Origin of the sequence: Lentzea roselyniae, assembly GCF_039537795.1 — a bacterium.
Lineage (GTDB): Bacteria > Actinomycetota > Actinomycetes > Mycobacteriales > Pseudonocardiaceae > Lentzea > Lentzea atacamensis.
This window is the reverse complement of sequence record NZ_BAABBE010000002.1, coordinates 1-24,015: the sequence shown is the minus strand read 5'-3', so window position 1 is coordinate 24,015 and position 24,015 is coordinate 1. Positions and strand designations below refer to the sequence as shown.

The following is a 24,015-nucleotide window of genomic DNA, read 5'->3' as shown; positions in this document are numbered from 1 at the left end:
CGGCGGCCGATCAGGAGGTCGTGCAGGTGTTGCCGTTGAGCGTGAACGAGGCCGGCGCCGGGTTCGACCCGTTGTACGTGCCGTTGAACCCGATGCTCGCCGACGCGTTCGGTGCCAGCGTGCGGTTCCAGGTCAGGTTCGTGGCGGTGACGTCGGCGCCGGACTGGGTGAACGTGGCACCCCAGCCGGGCAGCGTGACCCGCTGGCCGTTGGCGTAGCTGAACGCCAGGGTCCAGCCGTCGATCGCGCTGGTGCCCGTGTTCGTGATGGACACGCTCGCGGTGAACCCGTTGCCGCCGCCCCAGTTCTGGGCCGAGTAGCCGACCTTGCACGTGCCGGTGCCGCCGCCCGTGCCGGTCGTCGCCGTCGCGATGCCGGAGTTCGCCGAGACGTTGCCGGCCGCGTCCCTCGCCCGCACCTGGTACCGGTACGTGGTCGACGGGGTCAGGCCGCTGTCGGTGAAGGTCGCCGACGCGACCGGGCCGACGAGGGTGAACGACCCGCTGCCGACCGCGCGGAACACGTCGTACCCGGTGACGCCGACGTTGTCGGTCGACGCGGCCCAGGTCAGCGTGAGGCCGGTCGAGGTGACGCCCGACGCGGCCGGAGTGCCCGGGGTGGACGGTGGCTCGGTGTCACCGGGGCCTCCGCCGCCGAAGATGGTGGCTTCCTTCGAGGTCTGGCGGACACCGTTGGCGCCGTTGAGGAAACGCTCACCCCACGGCGTGAGACTCGCCGGGTTGAAGGAGTTGGTCATGTCGAGGTAGCCGACATCGCTGCTGTTGCCGCTCCACGACCAGCCGAGGTAGCCGAGTCCGCGGGCCTGGGCCTGCGCCATGATCGTGTTCTCGTCCGGGTCGCCGTCGCTGTGGTTGTGCCCGAACTCGCCCACCACCAGCGGAAGGCCGGCGGTCTGGAACGCGTTGAAGTAGGCGTTGATCTCGGCCGCGGTGTCGTACACGCCGTACATGTGGACGGAGAACACCATGTTGCGCAGCGGGTCGGCGTTGAAGACCGACGCCGCGTTGTCGCGCATGATGTTCTGCCAGTCCTGGCCCCACATCGGCGCGTCGGCCATGATGAGGTGCTGCAGACCGGCGCCGCGCAGGCGGCTGATCGCGCTGCTCGTCGCACTCGCCCAGGTGGCGCTCACGGACGCGTTGTTGCCGAACGGCTCATTGCCCAAGTTGACGATGACGTAGTTCTCCTGGCCCTTCAGCACGTTCGCCACGCTGAGCCAGTACGTCGCCGCCTGGTCCAGGGACGCGGCGCCGCTCTGCTCGCCGTAACCCGTGGTGTCGTGGACTTCCAGCACGCAGATCATCTTGTTCTGCTTGCACAGCGAGATGACGTTGGCGACCTCGGTGGCCGGCGTCGGTCCCCACCGCTGACCGCTGCCGAGCACCACGCGAACAGTGTTGGTGCCGAAGGACTTCATGTCCGCGAAAGCCCTGTTCTGGGTCGGGTACCAGACGTAGGCGTGGTTCACGCCGCGCATCACGAACGGCGTGCCGTTGGCCTCGACGACCCGCGTGCCCTCGACGTGCAGCCCGACCGCCGGCGTGGGACCGCCGGCCAGCGCCGCGACCACGGCCGGGTACCAGCGGCTTTCGATCTTCTGGATGCCGGTGGTGCTGTTGGGGTGGACGCCGTCGGTCGTGTCCGTCGCGGTGCTGAAGCCGGTCCACTGGTCGACGACGGTGATCGGCGAGGCGGCGGTGCTGTTCGCCTGCGCCCAGCCGGGGATCGCGTTGTTCAGGTCGACCACCCGCTGCCCGCACGCTGAACAGCCGGACGGGTTCATCGGGATGATCTTGGCGACGATCAGCTTGATCGCGGGGTTGCTCGCCCGCATCTGGCCGAGCATCGTGGTGTAGGCGTTGAGGATCGTCTGCGCTGAGATGTTGTTCCAGACGTCGTTGGTGCCCAAGTGCATCAGCACGATGTCCGGGCGCGCCGACGACAGCCAGCCGGGAAGCTGGTTGTCCCGCACGATGTTCGTGGCGAGGATCCCGCCGTGACCCTCGTTCTCGCCGTCGTAGGGGAACCCGCAGCCCGGCGCAGGGAGTGAGCCGACGAAGTCGACGTCGGTGTGCCCGGTGTCCTGCAGGTGTTTCCACAGCAGTGCCCGCCAGCAGCCCGGCGAGCCGGTGATGGAGTCGCCGAGTGCCATGATCCGCGTGGGCGCGGCGGCACCGGCCGGGGCCGGAGCGATGACCGCGCAGGCCGCCAGGAGCAGGCCGGCCACCACCGCTCGGAGAAATCGCCAGGTCAAAACGACCTCCTGGGGGGATGTGCGACAGGGGAAGGTCCGATTTCCGGGAGCGCTCCCAGAAATCGGACTGTAACCACGGGGAAATCCGGTGCCACACCGCCGAGTGGCCCACCGGCACAGCCTGTCCGTTTGCGGACAACCCGTTGACATCGGCTTGTCCGGCAGGACAGATCTCAGCCGTAGATCGTGGCTTGCTTCGAGGTCTGCCTGACCCGTTGGCACCGTTGAGGAACCGCTGTCCCCACGGCGTCAGCCGCGACGGGTCGAACGAATGGACCATGTCGAGGTACGCCACATCGCTGCTGTTGCCGCTCGACGACCACCCGAGGTAGCCGAGTCCGCGGGCCTGGGCCTGCGCCATGATCGTGTTCTCGTCCGGGTCGCCGTCGCTGTGCCGGTCACCGAACTCGCCCACCACCAGCGCAGCCCCGCCGACCGGAACGCGTCGAAGTAGGCGTTGACCTTCGCCGCGGTGTTGTAGACGCCGTACATGTGCACGGAGAACACGGTGTTGCGCTGCGGGTCGGAGTTGAACACCGAGGCGGCGTTGTTCCGCATGATGTTGTTCCAGTCCTGGCCCCACATCGGCGCGTCGGCCATCAGCAGGTGCTGCAGACCGGCACTGCGCAGCTTCCTGATCGCGCCGGTCGTCGAGCTCGCCCACCGAGAGCTGACCGACGCGTTGCCGAACGGCTCGTTGCCCAGGTTGATGACGACGTAGTTCTCCTGCCCCTTCAACGTGTTGACGATGCCGACCCAGTAGTTCGCCGCCTGGTCCAGGGTCGCCGCACCGCCCTGGTCGCCGTACCCCGTGGTGTCGTGCACTTCCAGCACGCAGATCAACCTGTTCTGCTTGCACAGCCCGATGATCCGCGAGGCCTCGGACGCGGGCGTCGCGCTCCACCGCTGCCCGCTGCCCAGGACGACCCTGACCGTGTTGGCGCCGAAGGACTTGATGTTCGCGAACGAGCTCGTCTGGCTCGGATACCAGGCGTACGCGTGGTTCACGCCGCGCATCACGAACGTGGCACCGTTCGCCTCGACGATCCGCGGGCCGTTGACCCGCAGACCGACCGCCGCGGCCGCAGGGGTGTCGGCGGAGACAGCGGGAGCGGCGATCACCCCGTGGCCAGCAGCAGGCAGGCCACCACCGCACGACGAAATCGCCAGGCCATCAGAGCCTCCCGCAGACAACGTTGTCAGACGTTCGCGAGGCCAAGGCTCGTGAACGTGCACAGCGAGGAAATCGGCGACAGCTCAGATGGAACAGCACATCAGAGATCGAAGCAAGCCTTGAAGTTTCCAGCGCTGTGCACGTACACAGTCCTCTAGCGCCGCAGAGCGGCGATCTCCTGTGTGGTCAGCACCCGGTTCCACACCGTCAACCTGCGCATCTTGCCCTTGAGGTACCGGCCGGCGGAGTTCGACGTGTCATGCGGATTCACTGTCACACCGTCGAATTTCGCGAATTCGACGGCATTGTCGAACAAACGCGCGGTGCCGTTCGCCAAGGTGCAGGTGATGGTGTGCCAATTGCCGCGCGGCAAAGCTTGTTCGCCGCCGACGTCGAGCTCGCCGAGATCCCACAGCGAATAGGGCGTCCGCTGAGCGCTGTCGATCCACACCTGCGCGGACACGGTCAGGCCGTCGAGTCCGGTCGTGAGGTTGTCCGGCAGCTGCAGCTGACCGTCCGTGCCGCCGAAGACGAGCCCGGCAGGAGAGCGGCCGACGTCACCGCGGATCGTCGCCGTACGGCCGTTTCCGGACCGGTCCGCGATGGCCGAGCCGGTTCCGCCGGTCAGGTCGTAGTCGGCCACGACGCCCTTCTTGTTGCCGCGCACCGGTGGCGGGCCCTGCCGCAGCCGTTCGAGCTCCGCCTTCGACACCGGCAGCACCGTGCCGTGACGGGGTTTCGCGGGCAGCTGGTAGTCCGCGGGGATCGACCAGTTCGGGTTCTCCAGCGAGTCGGTGACGAACGGGAGGTAGCCGCGGCGCGGTGTCTCGTCCATGAAGACGTAGAACTTGCTGCCGTCGTTGGACTTGAACGCCGTCGGCCCCTCGACCCAGTCGGTGCCGAGCCGGGTGCGGACGCAGTCGTCGACGAGCTCCCAGTTGCGGGGCCCGGTTCCCGGCAGGTCCACCGCCCGCAGGTCCTTCGACCGCTCCAGCACGATGTCCCGCGTGCACGACCCGATGACCTTCTCGTCCGTCGTGAAGCGGTAGTAGTACTCGCCTTCCTTGAGGACGGTGGAGTCGATCACGCCACTGCCGGGGTCGTTCCAGACCTGTGGGGTGGTGAACGTGCGGAAGTCGCGGGTCGTGGAGTACATCATCCGCGGGTACGTCGAGCCGGTGTGGCCGGGGTCCGCCGCCGAGTACACGTTGGACGCCCAGTAGACGACGTAGGCGCCGATCAACGGGTCGTAGGTCGCTTCAGGGGCCCACGTCATACCGGCCGTCGCGTCCGACACCAGGACGTGCCGTTGTTCCGACCAAGTGACGAGATCCGTCGACTCCCAGATCTCCAGGTACCTGCTGCCGTGCCGCATCGCGGCGTCCCAGCCGCGCCCGTCGTGGATCTGCAGGTCGGTCGCGACGAGGAAGAACCTGTCGCCCTCCGGACTGCGGATGATGAACGGGTCGCGCACGCCGGTCTCGCCGTGCTTCGACCTCAGCACAGGGCGGCCGCCGTTGAGCTCGTCCCAGTGCAACGGGTCGTTGCCCCTGCTGACCGCGAAGTGCACCTGTTCGGTGTCCTCGCTGGCTTCGCCGGTGAAGTACGCGAACATGTACCCCTCCATCGCCGCCTTCCTGGGCAGCGGGAGCACCGTGAGCGTGAAGTAGCGGGTGCTGGTCGTGTACCCCTTGGTCGCCTTGACCGAGAGGCGAGCGAGGCGCGGGCGGGATCCGGCCGGCGGCCTGGTGACCTCACCTGTGGCGGTGACGACACCGGGATCGCTGCTCTGCCAGGTGAACTTGACGTCGCGGGCACCCTTGACGGGCAACGTGATGTTGCCGCGGATCGCGTCCTCGTCGTGGATCACGATGGCTTTCAACGCGTTGTCGACCTTCTGCCGGTCGGTGATGTCCTCCAGCACTGTCACGGCGAAGTCGCGCGTGGCCGTGTAGCCGGCGTAGGTGGCCGTCGCTGTGAGCGTCAACGTCACATCGCCGGTCCGCGGCGCGGGTCGGGTGACGACGCCGGTCGCCGACATCACCGAGGGCCTGCTCGACTCCCAGGAGATCACCGAGCCACCCGGGGTTCTGGTGGGGAGCGTGAGGTTCTCCGTCACGGCCGACGTGTTTCCCAGGTTGAGAGCCGCGACGTCGGCGGCAGGCCGGCCCGCCGCCGTTCCCTTCCCCAGTTCACGTGCTTCGCCCGCGCTGAGCGCCCGGCCGTAGAGGCGGAAGTCGCGGATCTTGCCCTTGAGGTGCTGATCCAGCGGGTAGACCGAGCGGCCGAGGTGGTTGGCCGTCGTGGTGCCGCCGCCGATGGAGCCGGGAGTGATGGTCACGCCGGTCTTCCTGGCGACCGCGACGCCGTCCTCGTAGAGGATCGCGGTACCGCTGCCCAGCGTGTAGGTGATCGTGCGCCAGCTTCCGCGCGCGAGGTTCCGTCCACTGTCGACGGTCTGCTCGGTGGACCAGTTGCCGGTCGCGATCGAGGCGCGGAACTGGTCGCCCGTGGCGAACAGGTAGCCGTTCCCGCTGTTGTCCAGGGTGTTGCCGAGGCCCCAGAGGAAGTACGGGACCGGCTGGTCGGCCGCGATCTCGACCTGAACCGAGACAGTGACGTCGGTCAGGCCGCGAAGCACGTTGTCGGGCAGGCGGACGTGGCCGCTCGTGCCACCGAGCCGGAGGCCTTCCGCGCCCAGCCAGGCGGTGTCACCGCTGACCGTGCCGTCGCGGCCGAAGCCGGACGTGTCGGGCACCGTCGTGCCGCTGGCCTGAGTGAGGTCGTAGTGCACCACGAGACCGTCGTCGAGCGTCGCGGCCGAGCTGGTCGTGACCGAGATCGCGAGCCCGGCCGCGGTGAGGGCGACGGCGACGAGCGCCGACGTGAAAGTGAGATGACGAAAGGACATGCCGACCTTTCCCGACGGGCGCGCGAAGGCGCCCGGAACAGGCTGAAAAGGGGAACACGCGGACAGTCCCTGAAGTGAGCGCCAACATAGCTGGCACTCGATAGATCGTCAATGAACCTGGCGGGCGGGGCGGGAGAGGCCCCGCCCGCCGGGCGGTCATTTGCCCATGGTCTCGAGCGACCGCTGGGCGGCTGCCAGGCCGTCCTTCGGCGTGACGACACCGTCGCAGATCTCGCCGATGATCGTCCCGAACGCCTTCTGCATGCCGCCCCACTCCGGCGTCATCGGTGGTGTGAACGCGAACTCCGCGGACTCCTTGAACGCCGACATGTTGATGTCCGAGATGGCCCACGCCGGACGCAGGAAGTCCTCACTGTCCTGCACCTCCTTGTTGGCCGGTGCGTCCTGCCCGCTGGTGGCGATGGGTTTCTGCCCCTCGGCACTGGTCAGGAACTCGAGCACCTTGAACGCGAGCTCGGGACGCTTGCTGGACTTGGTGATCGCGAGGCCGCTCTGGAACGAGATCGTCGCCTGCTTGGTGTTCTTGAACAGCGGCGAGATGCCCCACCGCACCTGCGGGGTCTCCTTGAGCGAGGCGATGTTCCAGAAGCCGGTCATGATCATCGCGGCGTTGCCCTGGGCGAAGAGCTTGTCCGGGCTGGAGACCTTCAGCGCCTCGTAGTCCTTTTTGGACGGCGCGACGCGGTGCTTGTGCACCAGGTCGGCGTAGAACTGCATCGCCTTGACGTTCTCCGGCGAGTTGATCACCGGCTTGCCCGCGTCGTCGAGGACCCTGCCGCCGTTCTGCAGCATGAACGCCATCCACCACGGCCACCAGTCGCCCGCGGCGAAGCCGTACCGCATGGTCTTGTCGCCTTCCCTGACCGTCAGCTTCTGCGCGGCAGCCAGGAAGTCCGGCCACTTCCAGTCGGCGGTCGGGTAGGCGACACCGTCCTTGTCGAAGAGATCTTTGTTGTAGTACAGGACCATTGGCCCGTTGCGGTCCGGCAGCGCCCAGGTCTTGCCCTCGCGGTCGTAGGAGCGCGCGGCCCGCTCACCGAACCTCCCGACGAGGTCCAGCTTCGCGGTCTCGATGAAGGGGTTCAACGGCAGCAGCTGGTTGTTGCCGCTGTAGCTGTGCACGGACTCGGCGACCTGGATGATGTCCGGCGGGTTGCCCTCCGACATCATCTTCTGGATCGCCGAGCCGTAGTCCTTGGGGAGGTGCATCAGCTTGACGTTCACCCCGCCCACGCGCTCGCTGGCGAGGTCGACCCGCTGCTGGTAGGTCTTCGCGTCCTGGTCACCGCCCCAGACCGCGACCGTCACCTCGGGGTCGGGCGCGGCTGCCGGCGCGCCGGTGGTGGTACACGCGGTCGCGACGAGGCACGCCACGACTGCGGACATGGCTCTGAACGGGCGGAGTTGCCCCATGAATTTGGATCCCCTCGGAAGTTCAGTCGAGCAGGTGGGTTTCGAAGGCGAGCACGGCCATACCGAGGGACACCGGATTGTCCAGGTGCCTGCCCAGCACGGTGGTCGCCGCTTCGAAAGCGGTTGCGAGCGCGTACTCCTTGATCACCGGGGTGACCGCCGACACGAGCGGCTCTCCGAGCGCGGCGCTGACCCATCCGCCGAACACGATCAACCCGGGGTTGAGCACGTTCACGGCGTTGGCGAGCGCCAGGCCGAGCGGACGGGCGTACCGGGCGAGCGTCTCCAGCGCCGCGGAGTCGCCCCGCCGCACGGCTCCCGCGAGCCGTGCCACCGTCGCCTCCAGGTCACCAGGAGGGCCGTCCCCGGCAAGGCGCACCAACGCGCCCGCTCCGACGTAGGCCTCCACACACCCGCGGCCCCCACACCGGCACGGTTCCCCACCGTCGTGAAGGACGGTGTGGCCCCACTCCCCCGCGCTGTTGGTCGCACCGCGCAGCAACCGGCCGTCGGCGAGCACTCCCAAGCCGACACCGGTCCCCAGGCTGACCACGATCACGTCGTCCTGGTCGCGCGCCGCACCGAACATCTGCTCGGCCAGCGTGATCGCCTTCAGCGGATGATCCAGCACCACCGGCACGTCACAGCGCCGTTCGAGCAACGCCCGCAACCGCGGCTCCGGCACGCCGACCCCGATCGCACGGATCGGCGCCTCGTACACCTGCTGCCGCACGGCGGCCACAGCGGTGAGAACGTGCTCGACCACGGCTTCCGGCGCGTTCTCCTCCACTGGCACCCGTTTCCGGGCCAGTCGCGCCATGGCTTGGTCGAACAACTCGGCCGTCACGTGTGTTTCCGCGACGTCCACTCCCACCACCAACGAACCGCCGCCGCGCAACGTCAGCTGCGTGGCAGGCCGCCCACCGGTGCGCGGTCCAGCCGTTTCCTTCAGGAATCCGGCTTTCGTCAGCTCACCGACGATGGTGCCTATCGTGGCGACGGACAGGCCGAGCTGGTTCGCCAGCTCCAGCCGGGTCCGGGGTTCGCCACCGTAGAAGCTCCGCATGACCTCGACACGGTGTGCCCGCCTCAGATCACCCGAATGCTTCAGTCGCATGAACCTGTTCCTCGTACTGCGCTCCGATCGGGCACAGTACGTGATCTTCATTCAATTTTGAAGAGGTTCTTTCAACGGTCAGCAGAAGTGTGATCGCCTCGCCACCAGGATGTTTGCGCGATCAAGCTTCATCCGGACCGCTAACGGTTCGCAACGCTACGTGTGCGGCCGGTAGGTGTCCGAGTCGAGGTCCGCGAACGCCTCCCGTTGCGCTGTCTCGATGATCGGGCGCTCGAACTGCTGGATGAACGCGTCGGCCACGGCGTCCACACCGTGCTCGCGGATCGAACCAGCGACCTCATCAGTCCTGGTGTCCAGCACCACTGACGCCCGCAGCAGGTGCAGTCCGGCCTCATGATGATGTCGCGCAGGACCGAGACGATCGTGCCCATCATCGCCACGACCTTGGCCTTGCCCTCGACCGCGCCGGCCAGGCTGTCGAGCTCCTTGCCCATCGTGTCCATGCTCGTCTGGAACTTCTCCGACGCGGCACCGGTCCAGCCGTCGAAGGTCGCCAGCGAACTGCGGTGGTCCTCCGCCAGCACACGCAGCTCCGCGGCCTTCGCCTTGGTCGCCTCGACGTTGGCCTGGATGTCCTCCGGATCGCCCAGCACCTCGTCGAGCAGTTCCTTCAGGATGCTGATGTGCTCCATCATCCAGCCGAAGGCGGAGCCCAGCAGCGAGCCGAACGGGTCGACGACGAGCGAGACCGTCGAGGCCACAGCGCCGATCGCGTTGAACGCGAGGTCCAGTTCGCTCTGCGCCTGTCCGGTGATCGAGTCGATCAAGCTGTCGTAGGACTCGATGAAGAGCGTGCCCTTGTACTTGTTCTTCTCGTCCATGTTGACCAGCAGCGGGTTGTCGCTCATCGCTGGATTCCCTTCACCACGGCTGGTTCTCGTCGTCGTCCTCGTCGTCCGCCGGGCGACGGCCACGCACCGGAGGCGCCTGGGCGGGCGCCGGTTTGGTCTCGGCGACCGGCTCGTCGTCTTCTTCGATCTGCTCGAGGGCGTGCGTCTCGTCCGGCTCCGCGTCCTCGTTCGCCTCGATGACGTCCGTGATCATCTGCATCGTCTCGGTGCCCTCACCGATCGGCCGGAACACCTCGACCACCTGCGCCGACGCGTTCTTCTGGGCCTGCCGCGCGGTCTCCAGGATCAGCGCGGTGAGCCGGGGAGCGCCGAGCTCGACCGCCCTGTGTCCCAGCTGGAGGTTCGTCAGGCCGCCGTTGGGTCCGACGGTGACCGTGACCGCACCGTCCTTGCTGGACGCGGTTCCCGACACGGCCGCGAGGTTCTCCTGCGCCTCAGCGGCCTTCCGCTGAAGTTCGGCCGCTCGGGCTTCGAAGTCGTTGACCCACGCGTACGGATCCAAGGCAGCCTCCTGTGGCGACACACCAGTGCACCGTGGAGTCCACTTGATCTCGCCAACGGCAGCCCAACGTCACACCAACGCGGGCCTCACGGCGCGTTGCGGCGCTCGGTCACCCAGGCCGCGAGCTGCGTGCGCGACCCGAAACCGAGCTTCTGCAGGATGCGTTCGACGTGCCCTTCCGCGGTCCGGCGGGCGATCACCAGGCGGGCCGCGATCTCCTTGTTGGACAGTCCGTCCGCGACCAGCTCGGCGACCTGCCGCTCACGCCGGGTGAGCGGGGTCGGCGGCGCCGCGGGCGGTGGCGTGGCGTCCCGCTGCTCCTCGAACGCGAAGGCGAGCACTTCGTCCAGCGTGAGGCTCCGGCCGGCGGCGAAGGCCTCGTCGAACGCCTCGTCACCGATCGCCTCGCGGATCCGGCGGGCACACGCGTCGTGATGAACGACGAGGTGCCGGTAGGAGGCGATGGAGGCACCGATGTCGGCCCAGCGCGCGGTCGCGGCACCCAGCAGCGTGGCGGCCCGGCGGTGACGCCGCTGACCGGCGGTGATCCAGGCCAGCAGCTCCAGGCACAGCGCCGTGCCGTACCGGTCGTCGGCGCCGCAGCCCTGTTTGAGCCGAAGGCACTCGAGAGCTCGCTCGGCGGCCTGGCGCAGGTCCTCGCGGAGCCAGGCGCCGAGGGCGACCTGCCAGATCACGAACGACCGGTCGAGACCCGACTCCCGCGACTCGACGATCGACATCATCTCCTGCACGCAGGCGTCGGCGCGGTCGAGGTCACCGGACAGCGCGGCCGCCGGCCCCAGCGTGAGCAGGACGTTCAGCGGCAGGTCCAGGTCGGGTTCGAGGTCCGGCAGCACGGCCACGGCCGCCTGGGCGCTGGTGAGAGCCGCGACGGCGAGCTGCAGGTCGTTGGCGTGCAGCGCGGCCAGCCCGCGCAGGAAGGCGGCACAGGCCAGGACGACCGGAGCGCCAGCCTCCCGAGCCAGTTCCTCGCTCCGTTCCACCAGCCGCATCCCGCCGACGGTGTCGCCCTGCCAGAACGCGAGCTGACCGGCGACCACGAGCGCCCGCGCCCTCAGCACGGTCCGCCCACTGGTCTGGGCGAGCGCGCGGTCCAGCCAGCGCCTGCCTTCGGTGAGCACGCCCCCGGCCCGCCAGTGCAGGCGCGGCACGGTGACCGCGAGCCGCAGCGCGGCCTCGGACTCGCCCGGTTCGGTCAGGCAGAACTCCATCGCCACCCGCAGGTTGGGCTGCTCACGGCAGAGGCGGGCGAGCCAGTACCCGTGCTGGTCGGTGATCGCCTCGCCGCGCGCCCGGTCCAGCAGGCCCTGGTACCAGTCGCGGTGCCGCCGTCGCAGCAGCGCCTCCTCGCCGGACGCGCGCACCCTGTCCCGGCCGTAGCCGCGGATCGTCTGCAACATCCGGTACCGCGCCGCCGCGCCTGAGGCGTCGTCGCGCACCAGAACCGACTTGTCCACCAGCGCGGCCACCAGCTCCGGCAGGTCCGCCTCCGGCACGTGCTCGTCAGTGCAGACGCCCTCGGCCGCGTCGAGCTCGAACCCGCCCGCGAACACCGACAGCCGGCCCCACAGGATCCGTTCCGGTTTGGAACACAGGTCGAACGACCAGTCCATGCAGGCCCGCAGCGTCTGCTGGCGCTCCGGCGCGGTGCGGCTCCCCCGCGACAGCAGGGCGAACCGGTCGGTCATCCGCTCGAGGATCTGCTGCGGGGTGAACACGCGCAGGCGCGCGGCGGCCAGCTCGATCGCGAGCGGCAGCCCGTCGAGCACCTCGCACACCTCCGCGACCGCGCGGTGGTTGTCGGCGGTCAGCGCGAAACCGGGCGCCGCCGCCGCGCCCCGCGCGACGAACAGCGCCACCGACTCGCACCGGGCCAGCTCCGCCCGGCTCGTACCGGAGTCCGGGACGGGCAGCGGCGGCACCCCGTACACCACCTCGCCGAAGATTCCGAACGGTTCCCGGCTGGTCACGAGCAACCGCATCTCCTGGCAGCCCCGCAGCAGCGCGTCGGCGACGATCGCACAGCACGGAATCAGGTGCTCGCAGTTGTCCAGGATGAGCAGCAGGTCCCGGCCCCGCAGCCACTCCACCAGCGCGTCCAGCGGCGACCCGTTGCCCGGCTCCGGCTGCTGCAGGGCCGAGCCCACGAGGTACGCGAGCACCTCGGGGCCCTGGATCTCCCGGGTGAGCAGCCTGGTGTCGCGCAGCTGCGTCATGTCGACGAACCACACCCCGCCGGGGAACGCCCGCCGCAACGCCGTGCCCGCCCGCAACGCCAGCCTGGTCTTGCCGGTACCGCCGACGCCGGTGAGCGTGACCAGCCGTGACTCGCCGAGCAGCCGCTTGACCTCGTCGAGCTCGCGCCGCCGGCCCACGAAGCTCGTCAGCTCGGCGGGAAGGTTCCCGGTGGTGGTCCGCCCGGTCGTCCGCATCGTCCCACCTCGCCCCGTCGCGAGCCGCCGTCGAGCCCATGAGACCGGAGCGAGGCGAGCCGGTCAACGGGCTCTGGACCACCGATCTCATTGACACGCAACACTTTTGGCCCAATGTGGCGAACCGGTCTGTCCGGGCGGCCGATGCTGTGGAAGCATCCGAGGGTTGGGCTGCATCCGCGGTGCGGATCTCGGGCGTCAACGAGACGACGACCGCGTCGGCGGCGCCAACACCGATGCCTGCGCGACCGACCACAACGGACCACGGCGGCGCGACTGCCCGGCCTTCAACGCGTTCGATAACAGGCAATTTGTGAGCGATCCGATCTCTTGATCCGATCCCGCGCACACCACCACGCTGGGGTGATCACCGACGAGTCGCCCGTCCTGCCGACGAGGAGCCAGCTGTGGCGAGCAGATCGACATCCGCGAAAGTCTCCCGCCGGTCGTTCGTCGCCGGCACCGCGGCCGCCGCGATGACCGGCGCCACGACCGGCCGGGCGGAAGCAGACCCCGAGGCCGAACAGACCGCCCAGGCCGGCCTCACCCTCTGGTACACCGAACCCGCGGCCAACTGGGAGTCGGAGTCGCTGCCCATCGGCAACGGCGCGCTCGGCGCGAGCGTCTTCGGCGGCGTGGCGAGCGAACTGCTGCAGTTCAACGAGAACACGCTGTGGACAGGCGGCCCTGGCTCGCCGGGGTACGACTTCGGCAACTGGAAAGTCCCGCGGCCCGGCGCCGTCGAGGAGGTCCAGCGCCGGATCGACGCCGACGGCAGCGCCGACCCGGAATGGGTGGCGGGCAAACTCGGTCAGGCGAAGACCGGGTTCGGCGCCTACCAGTCCTTCGGTGACCTCGTGCTGACGCTCCTACCGGCCCCCGGCACGGTGAGCTCGTACCGGCGGCACCTCGACATCGCCGAAGCCGTCGCCGGGGTGAGCTACACCTCCGGCGGCGTGCGGTACACGCGCGAGTACTTCGCCACCGCACCGGACAACGTGATCGTGGCGCGGCTGACCGCGGACCGGCCGGGCCGGATCGGTTTCACCACGGCGGTGCGCACGCCGTCGAACCGCACGGCGACGATCACCTCGCGGGCCGGTCGCATCACCCTGACCGGACGTCTCAACGACAACGGGTTGAGGTTCGAGTCGCAGGTCCAGGTGATCAACCAGGGCGGTACCCGCACCGACAACGCGGACGGGTCCGTGACCGTGCGCGGTGCCAACTCCGTGGTGCTGGTGCTGGCCGCCGGCACCGACTACGCCACCCGCCATCCGGTCTACCGCTCCGGTGTGCACCCGCACAACACGGTCACCCGGCGAACGGACCGGGCAGTCGCGAAGGGGTACGAGCGGCTGCGTGCCGACCACGTCTCCGACCACCGGAAGCTGTTCGACCGGGTGCGCCTCGACGTGGGTCAGCAGATGCCGGACATCCCGACCGACGAACTGCTGCGCCGCTACCGCGACGCGAACACCCCGGCCGCACACCGGAAGGCGTTGGAGGCGTTGCACTTCCAGTACGGCCGCTACCTGCTGGTGGCGTCCTCCCGGGGCGGGTCGCTGCCCGCGAACCTGCAGGGCGTGTGGAACAACTCGACGTCGCCGCCGTGGAGCGCGGACTACCACGTGAACATCAACCTGCAGATGAACTACTGGCCGGCGGAGACCACGAACCTCGCGGAGACCGCGGCACCGCTGTTCGACTACGTGGACTCGCTCGTGCCACCCGGTGAGGTGACCGCGCGGCAGATGTTCGGCAACCGCGGTTGGGTGGTGCACAACGAGACCACGCCGTTCGGGTTCACCGGCGTGCACGACTGGGCGACGGCGTTCTGGTTCCCGGAGGCGGGCGCGTGGCTGGCCCAGCACTACTACGAGCACTACCTGTTCACCCGGGACGAGTGGTTCCTGCGGGTGCGGGCCTACCCGATGCTCAGGTCGCTCGCCCTGTTCTGGATGGACGAACTGGTGGCCGACCCGCGGGACGGCGCGCTGGTGGTGAACCCGAGCTACTCCCCTGAGCAGGGCCCGTTCTCCGCGGGCGCGTCGATGTCGCAGCAGATCGTGTGGGACCTGCTGACCAACACCGCCGAGGCCGCCACCGCGCTCGGTGATCACGAGTTCGCAGCCCAGGTCAAGTCCACCGTGGACCGTCTCGACCCCGGACTGCGGGTCGGCTCGTGGGGCCAGCTGCAGGAGTGGAAGAAGGACTGGGACGACCCGAACAACACCCACCGGCACGTGTCCCACCTGTTCGCGCTGCACCCCGGACGGCAGATCACGCCGCAGGACGACCCGGCACTGGTCGCCGCGGCACGGGTGTCGCTCACCGCGCGCGGCGACGGCGGCACCGGGTGGAGCAAGGCCTGGAAGATCAACTTCTGGGCACGGCTGCTGGACGGCGACCACTCCCACAAGATGCTGTCCGAACTGCTCGCGACCAGCACGCTGGACAACCTGTGGGACACCCACCCGCCGTTCCAGATCGACGGCAACTTCGGCGCCACCGCGGGCGTGGCGGAGATGCTCCTGCAGAGCCACCGCGGCGTGGTGGACCTGTTGCCCGCGCTGCCGAAGTTCTGGGACACCGGCTCGGTCACCGGGCTGCGGGCACGCGGCGACGTGACGGTGGACATCCGATGGGTGAACGGAAAACCGGTCCGCGTCCAGCTCACCGCGGGCCGGAGCGGACCGTTGACGGTGTCGAGCACGTTGTTCGAGAACCGCTACGAGGTGCTCGACGCGCACACCGGCCGCAAGGTCGAGGTCCGGGGTGAGGGCGGTGTCATCATCATCGACGCCACCTCCGGAACCACCTACCTGGTACGCGCACTGGCCTGAGCGGTGAACAACGCGCCAACTCCGTCGATTCGACGTCGATTTCGACAACGGTCGGGGAACGGACGCTGTGTTAGCGCTCACAAATCGTGGATCATCGTGCCGCGTTCCCGTGTTGCGGACGCTCCAAACCTGCGAGGAGCAGCATGCGACGATCCACCCTGCTCGTCATCCCCGTCGTGCTCGCGACGCTGGTGCCGCCGACGGCCACCGCCGCGACCGGCGGCAGCTTCGAGGTGCTGACCTACAACGTGGCCGGGTTGCCGGAGGGCCTTTCCTCCGGCAACCCGGCCGTGAACACCCCGTTGATCAGCCCGCGACTGGCGCCCTACCACGTCGTCAACGTCCAGGAGGACTTCAACTACCACGCGGCCCTGTACGCGGGCGACAACCACGCGCACCGCACGCCGACGAGCGGCGGAGTGCCGTTCGGCAGCGGCCTGAACACCTTGTCCCACCTGCCCTACAGCGACCTCGCGCGCACGAAGTGGTCCTCTTGCAACGGCACGGACTGCCTGACTCCCAAGGGCTTCACGTACAAGCGGGTCAAGCTGGCCGACGGCGTGCACGTCGACGTCTACAACCTGCACCCGAACGCGGGCGTGGAGAACGCCGACCTCGCCGCGCGCCGGTCGAACATCACCCAGCTGTCGCAGTACATCGCCGCGAACTCCGTGGGCAACGCGGTCATCGTCATGGGTGACACCAACACCCGGTACACCCGCGAGGCCGACAACATCCGCGAACTGGTCACGACCAACGGCCTGACCGACGCGTGGGTGCAGCTGGAACGCGGCGGCCAGGCACCGGCGGCGGGCAGCCCGGCGCTGGTGTGCGACCCGGCGGCGGTCACCGACTCGTGCGAGGTGGTCGACAAGATCCTCTACCGGGGCAACCGGCAGATCACCCTGACCGCGCGGGACTACCGCAACGACAACACGAAGTTCCAGGACGCCCAGGGCAAACCGCTGTCCGACCACTACCCGATCGCCACCCGGTTCGACTGGGCCGCCGACGACGGCATCCGGCTCAGCCCCGAACTCGGTGGCCCGCACGGCACGCCGTTCACCGACCTCGCCGCCGTCGACCTGGGCGCCGTGCGCTCGCTGACCCTGCGCGGTGGCAGCAGGCTGGACCAGGTGTCGCTCACTCTGGCGAACGGCAGGACGTTCACCCACGGCGGCAACGGCGGTACGGCGACGACGCTCACTCTCGAACCGGGTGAGCACCTCGTGTCCGCGAAACTGAGCCAGGGCAAGTACAACGGCCACACGCGGGTCTTCTCGGCCGCGTTCACCACCAGCCGGGGACGCACGCTCTCCGCCGGTCAGCCGACCGGTGAGACGATCACCGTCACCGCGCCGGCCGGATGGCGCATCGCCGGGTTCACCGGCCGGTCGGGCACCGAGGTCGACCGGCTCGGCGCGATCTTCGTGCCGGCCTCGTGACACCTACCTGATCGGTGCGTTGCGGGCCGTGCGGATGACACGGTCGTGGTCGGCGACGGACATCAGGCCGTCGCCGACCCACCGCCGCGCCACGGCCGTCACCCGGTCCAGGAACACGCTCCTGGAGGAGAACGGCGCGGCCACCCACACCTCGTCGAGGAACGTGGCCCCGTCCGCGCGCACGGGGTTCGCGACGCCGGAGTCCACGCCCGCGAACACGATCTTCGGCTCCACGCGGCGGAAGTACGAGTGGAAGGCGTCCTCGGTGCCCTCGAAGAACGGGGCCAGCGCGACCTCACCGAGCCGGAAGTGCAGCGGACTGCCCGCGATCGGCTGCAGGTTGCCCGCCAGGTCGCCGGACAACGCCGCGCGCCCGTACAGCCCGAGTTCCAGGAAGTCACGCCGCGCATCACGCGCAACCAGGTGGATCGGGCCGTACATCAGCGACTGCACGAGAGGCTGGTCAGGAGTGCGCTCGGCCCGCAACGCGAACGGCATGCGCACGCGCACAACGTCTCCGTCGCGCCACGACCGGGACAGCGTCACGTAGGTGCCGGGCAGGGCGTCCAGCCGCTGCCGCACGCCGTTGACCGTCACGGTGAACTCCCCCGCCCACGCGGGCACGCGCAGGCTCAGGTCGAACCGGGCGCGGCCGGTGACCCGCAGCGTCGTGCCCTGCTCGACCGGGAAGCCGGTGGTCTGGGTGACGGTGACGCCCTTCCACTTCAGCACGGACGGGCTGTAGAGATTCACGTACAGCCGCGAGTCGTCGGCCGCGCGGAAGTACACCGAATCCTGGTACTTCGTCGCGCTCTCCATGCCGGTGCCCTCGCAGCACGTCGTGCCCTGCTTGGGGGTGAAGTCGCGGACGGCACCCGGAGTGAGGCCGATGAAGTACGTCATCAACGGCAGCTCGGCGTCGGCACGGTCCTGTTTGGAACCGAGGATCTGGTTGTAGAGCGCGCGTTCGTAGTAGTCGAAGTACTTCGGCGACTGCTCGTGCAGGAACAGCTGGCGGCTGAGCTTGAGCAGGTTGTGCGCGCAGCAGGTCTCCGCCGACGTGTCGCTCAACCCGCCGGCGACGACGTTGCGCGCCCGCCAGAACTCGTCTGTGCTGGTACCGCCGATGCTGAACATCCTGGGCGGGACGACCATGCCCCAGAAGTTCCTGGCCGCCAGCCAGTACCGCTGCTCACCGGTGGCCTCGTAGAGCCGCAGGAGGCCGGTGAAGATCGGGATGTGCTGGTTGGCGTGCAGGCCTTCGAGCACGTCGCGGTTCTCGGCGCACGCGGTGATCAGCGAGTCGAGGTCGAAGAGCCTGGCCAGCTCCAGGTGCTTGCCGGTGATCGCGTGCAGGTCGACGATCGCCTCCACGAGGCCGCCGTACTCGCCGCTGGAGAAGATGCCCCACATCCGCTGACGCACCTCTGCGGGCAGCTTGCTCACCCGCGAGAACATCCAGTCGCACAAGCCGTCCGCGAGGTCGAGGGCCCGCGTGTCCTGGGTGTTGCGGTAGGCGTCGACCAGGCCTTTGAGGATCTTGTGCGCGGTGTAGTAGGGCGCCCACACCACCTGGTAGTCCGGGCGCGTCATGGTTTCCAGCGTGATGAACTGCGTTTCCGGGTACGCGGCGAGGAAGCCCGGGTGGCTCGGACCGCCCCAGGTGCGGCGCAGCGTGGCGTGGCGGTCGCGTCCGGACACGTCGGCGAACGTCCCGCCGGTCGTCTCGTCGAACGCGTAGGAGTTCAGATCTCCCTCGAGGGACGCGGTGATCTCGTCCGCGCCCAGTGCCCGGGAGAAGAGGTTCACGTCGTCGAGGGCGCCGGCGAACACCGGGTCGCCACCGAAGTGGGACCGCCCCAGCCAGTGGTGCGCGAGGGTGCCGAGTGCCGCCGGGTTGACCGACATCGCGGTGTTCGTGCCGGCTCGGACGCCGTTCACGTACAGCGTGCCGGTGGTGCCCGCGATCGTCACCGCGACGTGGCTCCACTCGTTCAACGGCAGCGGTGCGGTGCCGTTGATGCCCTGTTCGGCACCCGGACCGTTCAGGGTGATGGCGAACCGCGGCACACCGTTGCCGTTGCGAGCAGCCAGGTACAGGTAGCGGGTGGTGTCGTTGCCGAAGTCGAAGATCCGCGTCCAGTTCGCGTCGTGCGACGGCCGGACCCAGGCCGTGAACGTGAACGTCGCGGGCAGCGGTTCAGCCGGAAGATCGATGTACTGGTACGAGCCGCGCACCTGCTCCACCGCGCGGCCGGACTTCCCCGGCACGCTCAGCACCTGGGGATCACGGCGCAGCGCGGCCCGGCACTCGGTGAGCGCGCCCAGCATCGTGCGGATCTTCTCGAGGTACACGGTGTCGCCGGTGCTGCCGTACGCCTGGGCCAGCATCGACAGGAAGTGCCCGGTGTAGTGGCCGCGCAGGTTGCCGTTCGCCTCGCCGTCGAGACCTTCCCAGCCACCGGGCGCGACGGCGCCCAGCGTGTCCAGGCCCGCGTTGGCGCGGAACACCTGGAGCAGCCGGTTGACGTCGTAGCCGCGCGCGTAGGCGAGGACGAGGTCGCGCTTCTTCGAGAAAACGCCTTCGGTCAGCGCCACTTCGGACAGTTCGAAGGGACGCAGGCCACCCGGCGCGACAGCTTCCGGTGCCGCCATCGCCTCTCCCGCCGCCACGCCGAGCAACGGCGCGGCGGCGGTCAAGGACGCGGCCCTGAGGAAGTCCCGCCGTGCGAACCCGTTCACCATGCGCCAGCTCCTCACGCGAAAATGTGAGCGCTAACATAGGTGGCCTGCCCACCGGCGTCAACGGTTGCAGCGATCAGCGCTCCAGCCGGGAAACACTCGTGCGGTAACCGGAGTCGCCGACGTACGGCACCCGGCAGCCGATGCCGATGGTCACGGTGACGTTCCTCCCGGCGATGTCACCGGTCGGGAAGTACCGGCTCGGGATCAACCCGCCTGGGCACCAGCTGCGCGGGTTGCCGGCGGTGTTGTTGCGGAAGATCCCGGGGTTGCCGTCCGGGTCGTCCTGCTCCAGGCTCACGCAGTCCACGCGGTGGAGAACGACCCCGACCCTGGTGCCGTTCACCGACACGGTGACGGTGGTGTTGGAGTACTCCTCGCCGCCCGCCGCCGAGCCGTAGCCGGCGATCACCAGCGCGATGTCACCGCGGTTGCCCGTCGCGGTGTGCGACCGGGCCCGCGTGATCGAGTTGGTGGTCTCGCGGACGCCGGAGATCATCCCGGCGACGTCGTGGTCCCGCGCGGTCAGCGCGACGGTGGAGACCAGCGACATCGAGTACTTGAAGCCGATCGTCCTGAACTCGGGCGTGACCTCGGGATGCGAGTCGCACGGGTCACCGCGGTACGGGTTGGAGCCGCCGCCGATGCCGAGGTACACGTCCTTGCCCGGATCCGCCAGCGCGACCGCGTACGGACCGAGGTCGGCGTCCGGGAACGTGTAGTTCGCCTCGCCACCTCGCCAGTAGCTGCTGAACGGGGTGATGAAGTCCAGCAGGGTCACCCTCGGCGTGGCCGCGGTCGGCGTGGTGCCCTTCGGCACGGCGACGTAGAACACGGTGCCGATCCGGTCGTAGTTGTCGCACTGCGCGTGATAGCTCACCCGCAGGTCGTCACCGATCAGCGCCTTCTCCGCGTCGGTCCGCTTCCTCGCGAACTCGGTGCCCCGGTTCCACGTCAGCACGCCCGCGGGCGGGTGTAGCCGACCGGGTCACCGCTGGTGTAGATGCCGAACTGCGGGATGCGGTCGAACACCGGGATGACGCCGCCGCCGGGGTACCGCTGCTCGCGCCGTACACCTCGAACTCGTAGATCCGCGCGGCCGGGTCGGCGGTCTGGGTCGGTGTGGTGACGACGAGTTTGGCGCAGCGGGCACTGGCCGCGGTGATCGGATGCGTCGTGGTGCTCGCGGTGTTGTCCGTAACGGACACCGCCGTCGTCCACGTGCTGCCGTCGGAGGACAGCTGAACGGCGAACGCCTTGGTGTTGTACGTGGCCGCCTCACCACCGGCGCCCGCGTGCTCGACGGTGAAACCGGTGATCGACGCAGGCGCGCCGAGGTCGACCTGGAGGTACTCGACGCTCGCCGTCGAGCACCACTTGTCGCCGTTGCCACCGGCGACGCCGCCGTTGACGGCCTTCTCCGGCCCTTCGGCGCCCGCGCACGCGAGGGAGCCGGTGGCCGGCTTGTCCAAGGCCAGGTTGATGTCCGCAGCGAACGCGGCCGGGGCACTGACGAGCAGGGATGGTTGTCGCACGCCCACATATGTGAACGCTCACCACACCTCTGATCGAACATTCGACAAACCTTGCCAGGCAAGAAAAAGTTGGGTTACGGTGCGCTGGGAACGTTCACATTCAACTGTCGGCCCCGGAGTCCGGGAGCGCGAGATCGGCGCACAGCAACACCTGTTAGCGCTAACAGCCATCGGTTGCCAACGGAGGCATCCATGTCGATCACTCGAGTCACCGCACTCGCCGCCGTAGCCGCACTGGTCGTCGCGCCGTCCGCGTCGGCGGCCGCGTATCCGGACCCCGCCCGTGTCACCGGCGACATCCGCGTGCACGACCCAGCGGTGGTCAAGCGGCCCGACGGCAGCTATCTGCTGGCGCACACCGGCGACAACCTGGCGCTGAAGACCTCCCGCGACCGCGTGACGTTCCGCAACGCGGGCACGGTGTTCCCCGGCGGCGCGCCGTGGACCACGGCCTACACCGGCGGTGGCAGGAACCTGTGGGCCCCGGACCTCTCCCATCTCGACGGCCGCTACCACCTGTACTACTCGGCGTCGATGTTCGGATCGAACCGCTCGGCGATCTTCCTGGCCACCAGCCCCACCGGTGACTCGGGTACTTGGACGCACCGCGGCCTGGTGATCGAGTCGCGCACCTCGGACGACTTCAACGCCATCGACCCGAACCTCGTGGTGGACGACCAGGGCCGCTGGTGGCTGAGCTTCGGCTCGTTCTGGTCGGGCATCAAGATGATCCAGCTCGATCCCGCCACCGGCCTGCGGCTCGGCAGCGGCATCACCGCCATCGCCGGGCGCGGTGGCGGCGCGATCGAGGCGCCGTTCATCGTGAAGCGCGGCCAGTACTTCTACCAGTACGTCTCGTTCGGCTTCTGCTGCCGCGGCGCGTCGAGCACCTACCGGGTGATGGTGGGGCGGTCCTCCAGCGTCACCGGCCCCTACCTCGACCGCAACGGTGTGCCCCTGAACTCCGGTGGAGGCACGGAAGTGCTGGCTGGCCACGGCAGCGTGCACGGGCCGGGACATCAGGCCGTGCTCGCCGACACCAGCGGCGACTTGCTCATCTATCACTACTACGCCGACAACGGCACGTCGCTGCTGGGCATCAACCGCCTGACCTACGACCCAGCCGGCTGGCCCCGCGTGCTCTGAGAGGTTCGTCCCTCTGTTCCAAGGAGAAGGTCCATGCGTTCGTCCCTGCCGCGCGCCGCGCGTTCCATCCGGCGGTACGTGCTGATCGGTGTCACGGCTGCCCTCGCCGCGGCCGGCGCTGTCTCCGGCTCGCCGACGGCATCGGCCGCCGGTCCCGTGCCGCACTACCTGATGACCGCGTTCACCAACAGCAGCGAGTCGAACATGTACGTGTACGACTCGGCGAACGCGACCGGCTTCACTCAGGTCAGAGCCAACGCGTACACGCCTCCGACAGGCCTCATTCGCGACCCCAGCGTCATCCGGCACACCGACGGCTACTACTACATCGTCTACACGACGAACTGGACGGGCGACACGATCGGTTTCGCCCGCAGCGCGGACTACGTGTCCTGGACGTTCGTGCGCAACGTCCGCGTCGGCCTCAACGGGGCCACAGGCAGCACGTGGGCGCCGGAGTGGTTCAAGGACTCCGACGGCAGCGTCCACGTGATCTTCTCCGCGTCCACGACGGGCACGGCGGGACAGTTCCGTCCATACCGGATCACCGCGACGAACCCGGACCTGTCCGCGTGGACCAGCCCCGTGGCACTGGGCATCCCGGCCAACTACATCGACAGCTTCGTGGTCAAGGCCGGCGGCACGTACCACAACTTCCTCAAGAACGAGACGACGAAGTACATCGAGCACGCCACCGCCACGTCGCTGAACGGTCCCTGGACGTTCGTCGGCACCGGCAACTGGGCTGGCTGGGGCGCGGGGCTCGAAGGTCCCGCGATCACGCGGCTGCCGGACGGCCGGTGGCGGATCTACTTCGACCAGTACGGCCAGCGGCGCTACTTCCACGCCGACAGCGCGAACCTGACCACCTTCGGCGCCAAGGTCGAGCTGCCCGGTCTGTCCGGCACCGCCCGGCACTTCACGGTGCTGCGCGAGGACTCCGGTGACGGCACGCCGGTGGCGACGGGCAACCGGTCGCTGCGGTCGGTCAACTTCCCCGACCGCCACGTCCGGCACCGCGACAACCTGGCCTACGTCGACCCGGTGAGCTCGTCCAGTGACGTCACGGTCCGGAGGGACGCGACCTTCACCATCGTGCCGGGCCTCGCGAACGCCGCCTGCTACTCGTTCCGGTCGGTGAACCACCCGGACCGCTACCTGCGGCACTACGCCTTCCGCGTCCGGCTGGACACCAACACCGGTGACTCGGTGTTCGCCCGCGACACCACGTTCTGCGGGCGCGCCGGTCTCGCGGGCAACGGCAGCACGTCGTTCGAGTCCTACGCCCAACCCGGCCGGTACCTGCGCCACTACGGCTTCGAGGTGCGCGTCGACTGGCGCACGTCCGACGCGGCCTTCGCCGGCGACTCGTCGTTCACCGTCTCCTCACCACTGGCCTGAAAGACATCCCAGGAGCTGAAATGTCAAGCCGCGATGTTCTCGGCGTGATGCGACCAGGCGGTCGTCTCGTCGTAGAGGGTGCCGGTTTTGAGGCAGCCGTGCAGGATGCCGACCAACCGGTTCGCCAGCTGGCGCAGGGCGGCGTTGTGCCCTGCGCCGCGG

Annotated in this window: 15 protein-coding genes and 1 pseudogene; 4 read left to right on the top strand and 12 right to left on the bottom strand. The window is 68.9% G+C overall.

Going from position 1 to position 24,015, the window contains the following annotated elements:
* Positions 1-10: 10 nt before the first annotated feature.
* The 8 genes from ABFX45_RS02995 to ABFX45_RS02960 form a co-directional block, all read right to left on the bottom strand.
* On the bottom strand, positions 11-2,275 hold the full coding sequence (locus tag ABFX45_RS02995) for a cellulase family glycosylhydrolase (RefSeq protein WP_346127370.1): 2,265 nt from the start codon (positions 2,273-2,275) through the stop codon (positions 11-13).
* Positions 2,276-2,524: 249 nt separating this feature from the next.
* Positions 2,525-3,397 carry a glycoside hydrolase family 5 protein gene (locus ABFX45_RS02990; protein ID WP_346127368.1) on the bottom strand — a complete coding sequence of 291 codons (873 nt, stop codon included), beginning with the start codon at positions 3,395-3,397 and terminating at the stop codon, positions 2,525-2,527.
* Positions 3,398-3,603: 206 nt separating this feature from the next.
* Complete coding sequence (locus ABFX45_RS02985) at positions 3,604-6,360, bottom strand: immunoglobulin-like domain-containing protein (RefSeq protein ID WP_346127366.1); 2,757 nt, start codon at positions 6,358-6,360, stop codon at positions 3,604-3,606.
* Between the two features lie 156 nt (positions 6,361-6,516).
* On the bottom strand, positions 6,517-7,767 hold the full coding sequence (locus tag ABFX45_RS02980; RefSeq protein ID WP_346127364.1) for an ABC transporter substrate-binding protein: 1,251 nt from the start codon (positions 7,765-7,767) through the stop codon (positions 6,517-6,519).
* Positions 7,768-7,816: 49 nt separating this feature from the next.
* Positions 7,817-8,911 (bottom strand): ROK family protein, encoded by a 1,095-nt coding sequence (locus tag ABFX45_RS02975; protein ID WP_346127362.1) that lies wholly within the window; start codon positions 8,909-8,911, stop codon positions 7,817-7,819.
* 140 nt (positions 8,912-9,051) lie between these two features.
* Positions 9,052-9,780 carry a WXG100 family type VII secretion target gene (locus tag ABFX45_RS02970; RefSeq protein WP_346127360.1) on the bottom strand — a complete coding sequence of 243 codons (729 nt, stop codon included), beginning with the start codon at positions 9,778-9,780 and terminating at the stop codon, positions 9,052-9,054.
* 13 nt (positions 9,781-9,793) lie between these two features.
* Entirely contained in the window at positions 9,794-10,285 is a 492-nt protein-coding gene (locus tag ABFX45_RS02965; RefSeq protein WP_109639611.1) for a YbaB/EbfC family nucleoid-associated protein, read from the bottom strand.
* A gap of 86 nt (positions 10,286-10,371) precedes the next feature.
* Positions 10,372-12,738 carry an ATP-binding protein gene (locus tag ABFX45_RS02960; RefSeq protein ID WP_346127357.1) on the bottom strand — a complete coding sequence of 789 codons (2,367 nt, stop codon included), beginning with the start codon at positions 12,736-12,738 and terminating at the stop codon, positions 10,372-10,374.
* Between the two features lie 407 nt (positions 12,739-13,145).
* On the opposite strand from ABFX45_RS02960, the gene ABFX45_RS02955 reads away from it, so the two are divergent.
* Complete coding sequence (locus ABFX45_RS02955; RefSeq protein ID WP_346127355.1) at positions 13,146-15,584, top strand: glycoside hydrolase family 95 protein; 2,439 nt, start codon at positions 13,146-13,148, stop codon at positions 15,582-15,584.
* A 143-nt stretch (positions 15,585-15,727) separates the two neighbouring features.
* Positions 15,728-17,029, top strand: a complete 1,302-nt coding sequence (locus ABFX45_RS02950) for a jacalin-like lectin (RefSeq protein ID WP_346127353.1) — start codon at positions 15,728-15,730, stop codon at positions 17,027-17,029.
* Positions 17,030-17,032: 3 nt separating this feature from the next.
* Here the strand turns inward: ABFX45_RS02950 and ABFX45_RS02945 are convergent, their stop codons facing one another.
* The 3 genes from ABFX45_RS02945 to ABFX45_RS02935 all read right to left on the bottom strand — a co-directional run bounded on the left by ABFX45_RS02945 (position 17,033) and on the right by ABFX45_RS02935 (position 21,306).
* Entirely contained in the window at positions 17,033-19,774 is a 2,742-nt protein-coding gene (locus ABFX45_RS02945; protein WP_346127351.1) for a beta-L-arabinofuranosidase domain-containing protein, read from the bottom strand.
* Positions 19,775-19,847: 73 nt separating this feature from the next.
* Positions 19,848-20,732: a peptide-N-glycosidase F-related protein gene (locus ABFX45_RS02940; RefSeq protein ID WP_346127349.1), complete on the bottom strand. Its 885-nt coding sequence runs from the start codon at positions 20,730-20,732 to the stop codon at positions 19,848-19,850.
* The gene (locus tag ABFX45_RS02935) at positions 20,662-21,306 is read right to left on the bottom strand and encodes a discoidin domain-containing protein (RefSeq protein ID WP_346127347.1); all 645 of its coding nucleotides are present in this window, start codon (positions 21,304-21,306) and stop codon (positions 20,662-20,664) included. The genes ABFX45_RS02940 and ABFX45_RS02935 overlap by 71 nt, the downstream gene beginning before the upstream one ends.
* A 192-nt stretch (positions 21,307-21,498) precedes the next feature.
* Between ABFX45_RS02935 and ABFX45_RS02930 the strand changes: the two genes are divergently transcribed.
* On the top strand, positions 21,499-22,452 hold the full coding sequence (locus ABFX45_RS02930) for an arabinan endo-1,5-alpha-L-arabinosidase (protein ID WP_346127345.1): 954 nt from the start codon (positions 21,499-21,501) through the stop codon (positions 22,450-22,452).
* 33 nt (positions 22,453-22,485) lie between these two features.
* Entirely contained in the window at positions 22,486-23,853 is a 1,368-nt protein-coding gene (locus ABFX45_RS02925; protein WP_346127343.1) for a glycoside hydrolase family 43 protein, read from the top strand.
* A 23-nt stretch (positions 23,854-23,876) separates the two neighbouring features.
* Here the strand turns inward: ABFX45_RS02925 and ABFX45_RS02920 are convergent.
* Positions 23,877-24,015, bottom strand: a pseudogene (locus ABFX45_RS02920) (IS110 family transposase); the annotation flags it as partial.

Bases quoted from the DNA above. Each gene is read 5' to 3' on its own strand.
- ABFX45_RS02975 (WP_346127362.1), bottom strand. From the start codon at position 8,911: ATGCGACTGAAGCATTCGGGTGATCTGAGGCGGGCACACCGTGTCGAG.
- ABFX45_RS02980 (WP_346127364.1), bottom strand. From the start codon at position 7,767: ATGTCCGCAGTCGTGGCGTGCCTCGTCGCGACCGCGTGTACCACCACC.
- ABFX45_RS02985 (WP_346127366.1), bottom strand. From the start codon at position 6,360: ATGTCCTTTCGTCATCTCACTTTCACGTCGGCGCTCGTCGCCGTCGCC.
- ABFX45_RS02970 (WP_346127360.1), bottom strand. From the start codon at position 9,780: ATGAGCGACAACCCGCTGCTGGTCAACATGGACGAGAAGAACAAGTAC.
- ABFX45_RS02960 (WP_346127357.1), bottom strand. From the start codon at position 12,738: ATGCGGACGACCGGGCGGACCACCACCGGGAACCTTCCCGCCGAGCTG.
- ABFX45_RS02950 (WP_346127353.1), top strand. From the start codon at position 15,728: ATGCGACGATCCACCCTGCTCGTCATCCCCGTCGTGCTCGCGACGCTG.
- ABFX45_RS02930 (WP_346127345.1), top strand. From the start codon at position 21,499: ATGTCGATCACTCGAGTCACCGCACTCGCCGCCGTAGCCGCACTGGTC.
- ABFX45_RS02925 (WP_346127343.1), top strand. From the start codon at position 22,486: ATGCGTTCGTCCCTGCCGCGCGCCGCGCGTTCCATCCGGCGGTACGTG.
- ABFX45_RS02945 (WP_346127351.1), bottom strand. From the start codon at position 19,774: ATGGTGAACGGGTTCGCACGGCGGGACTTCCTCAGGGCCGCGTCCTTG.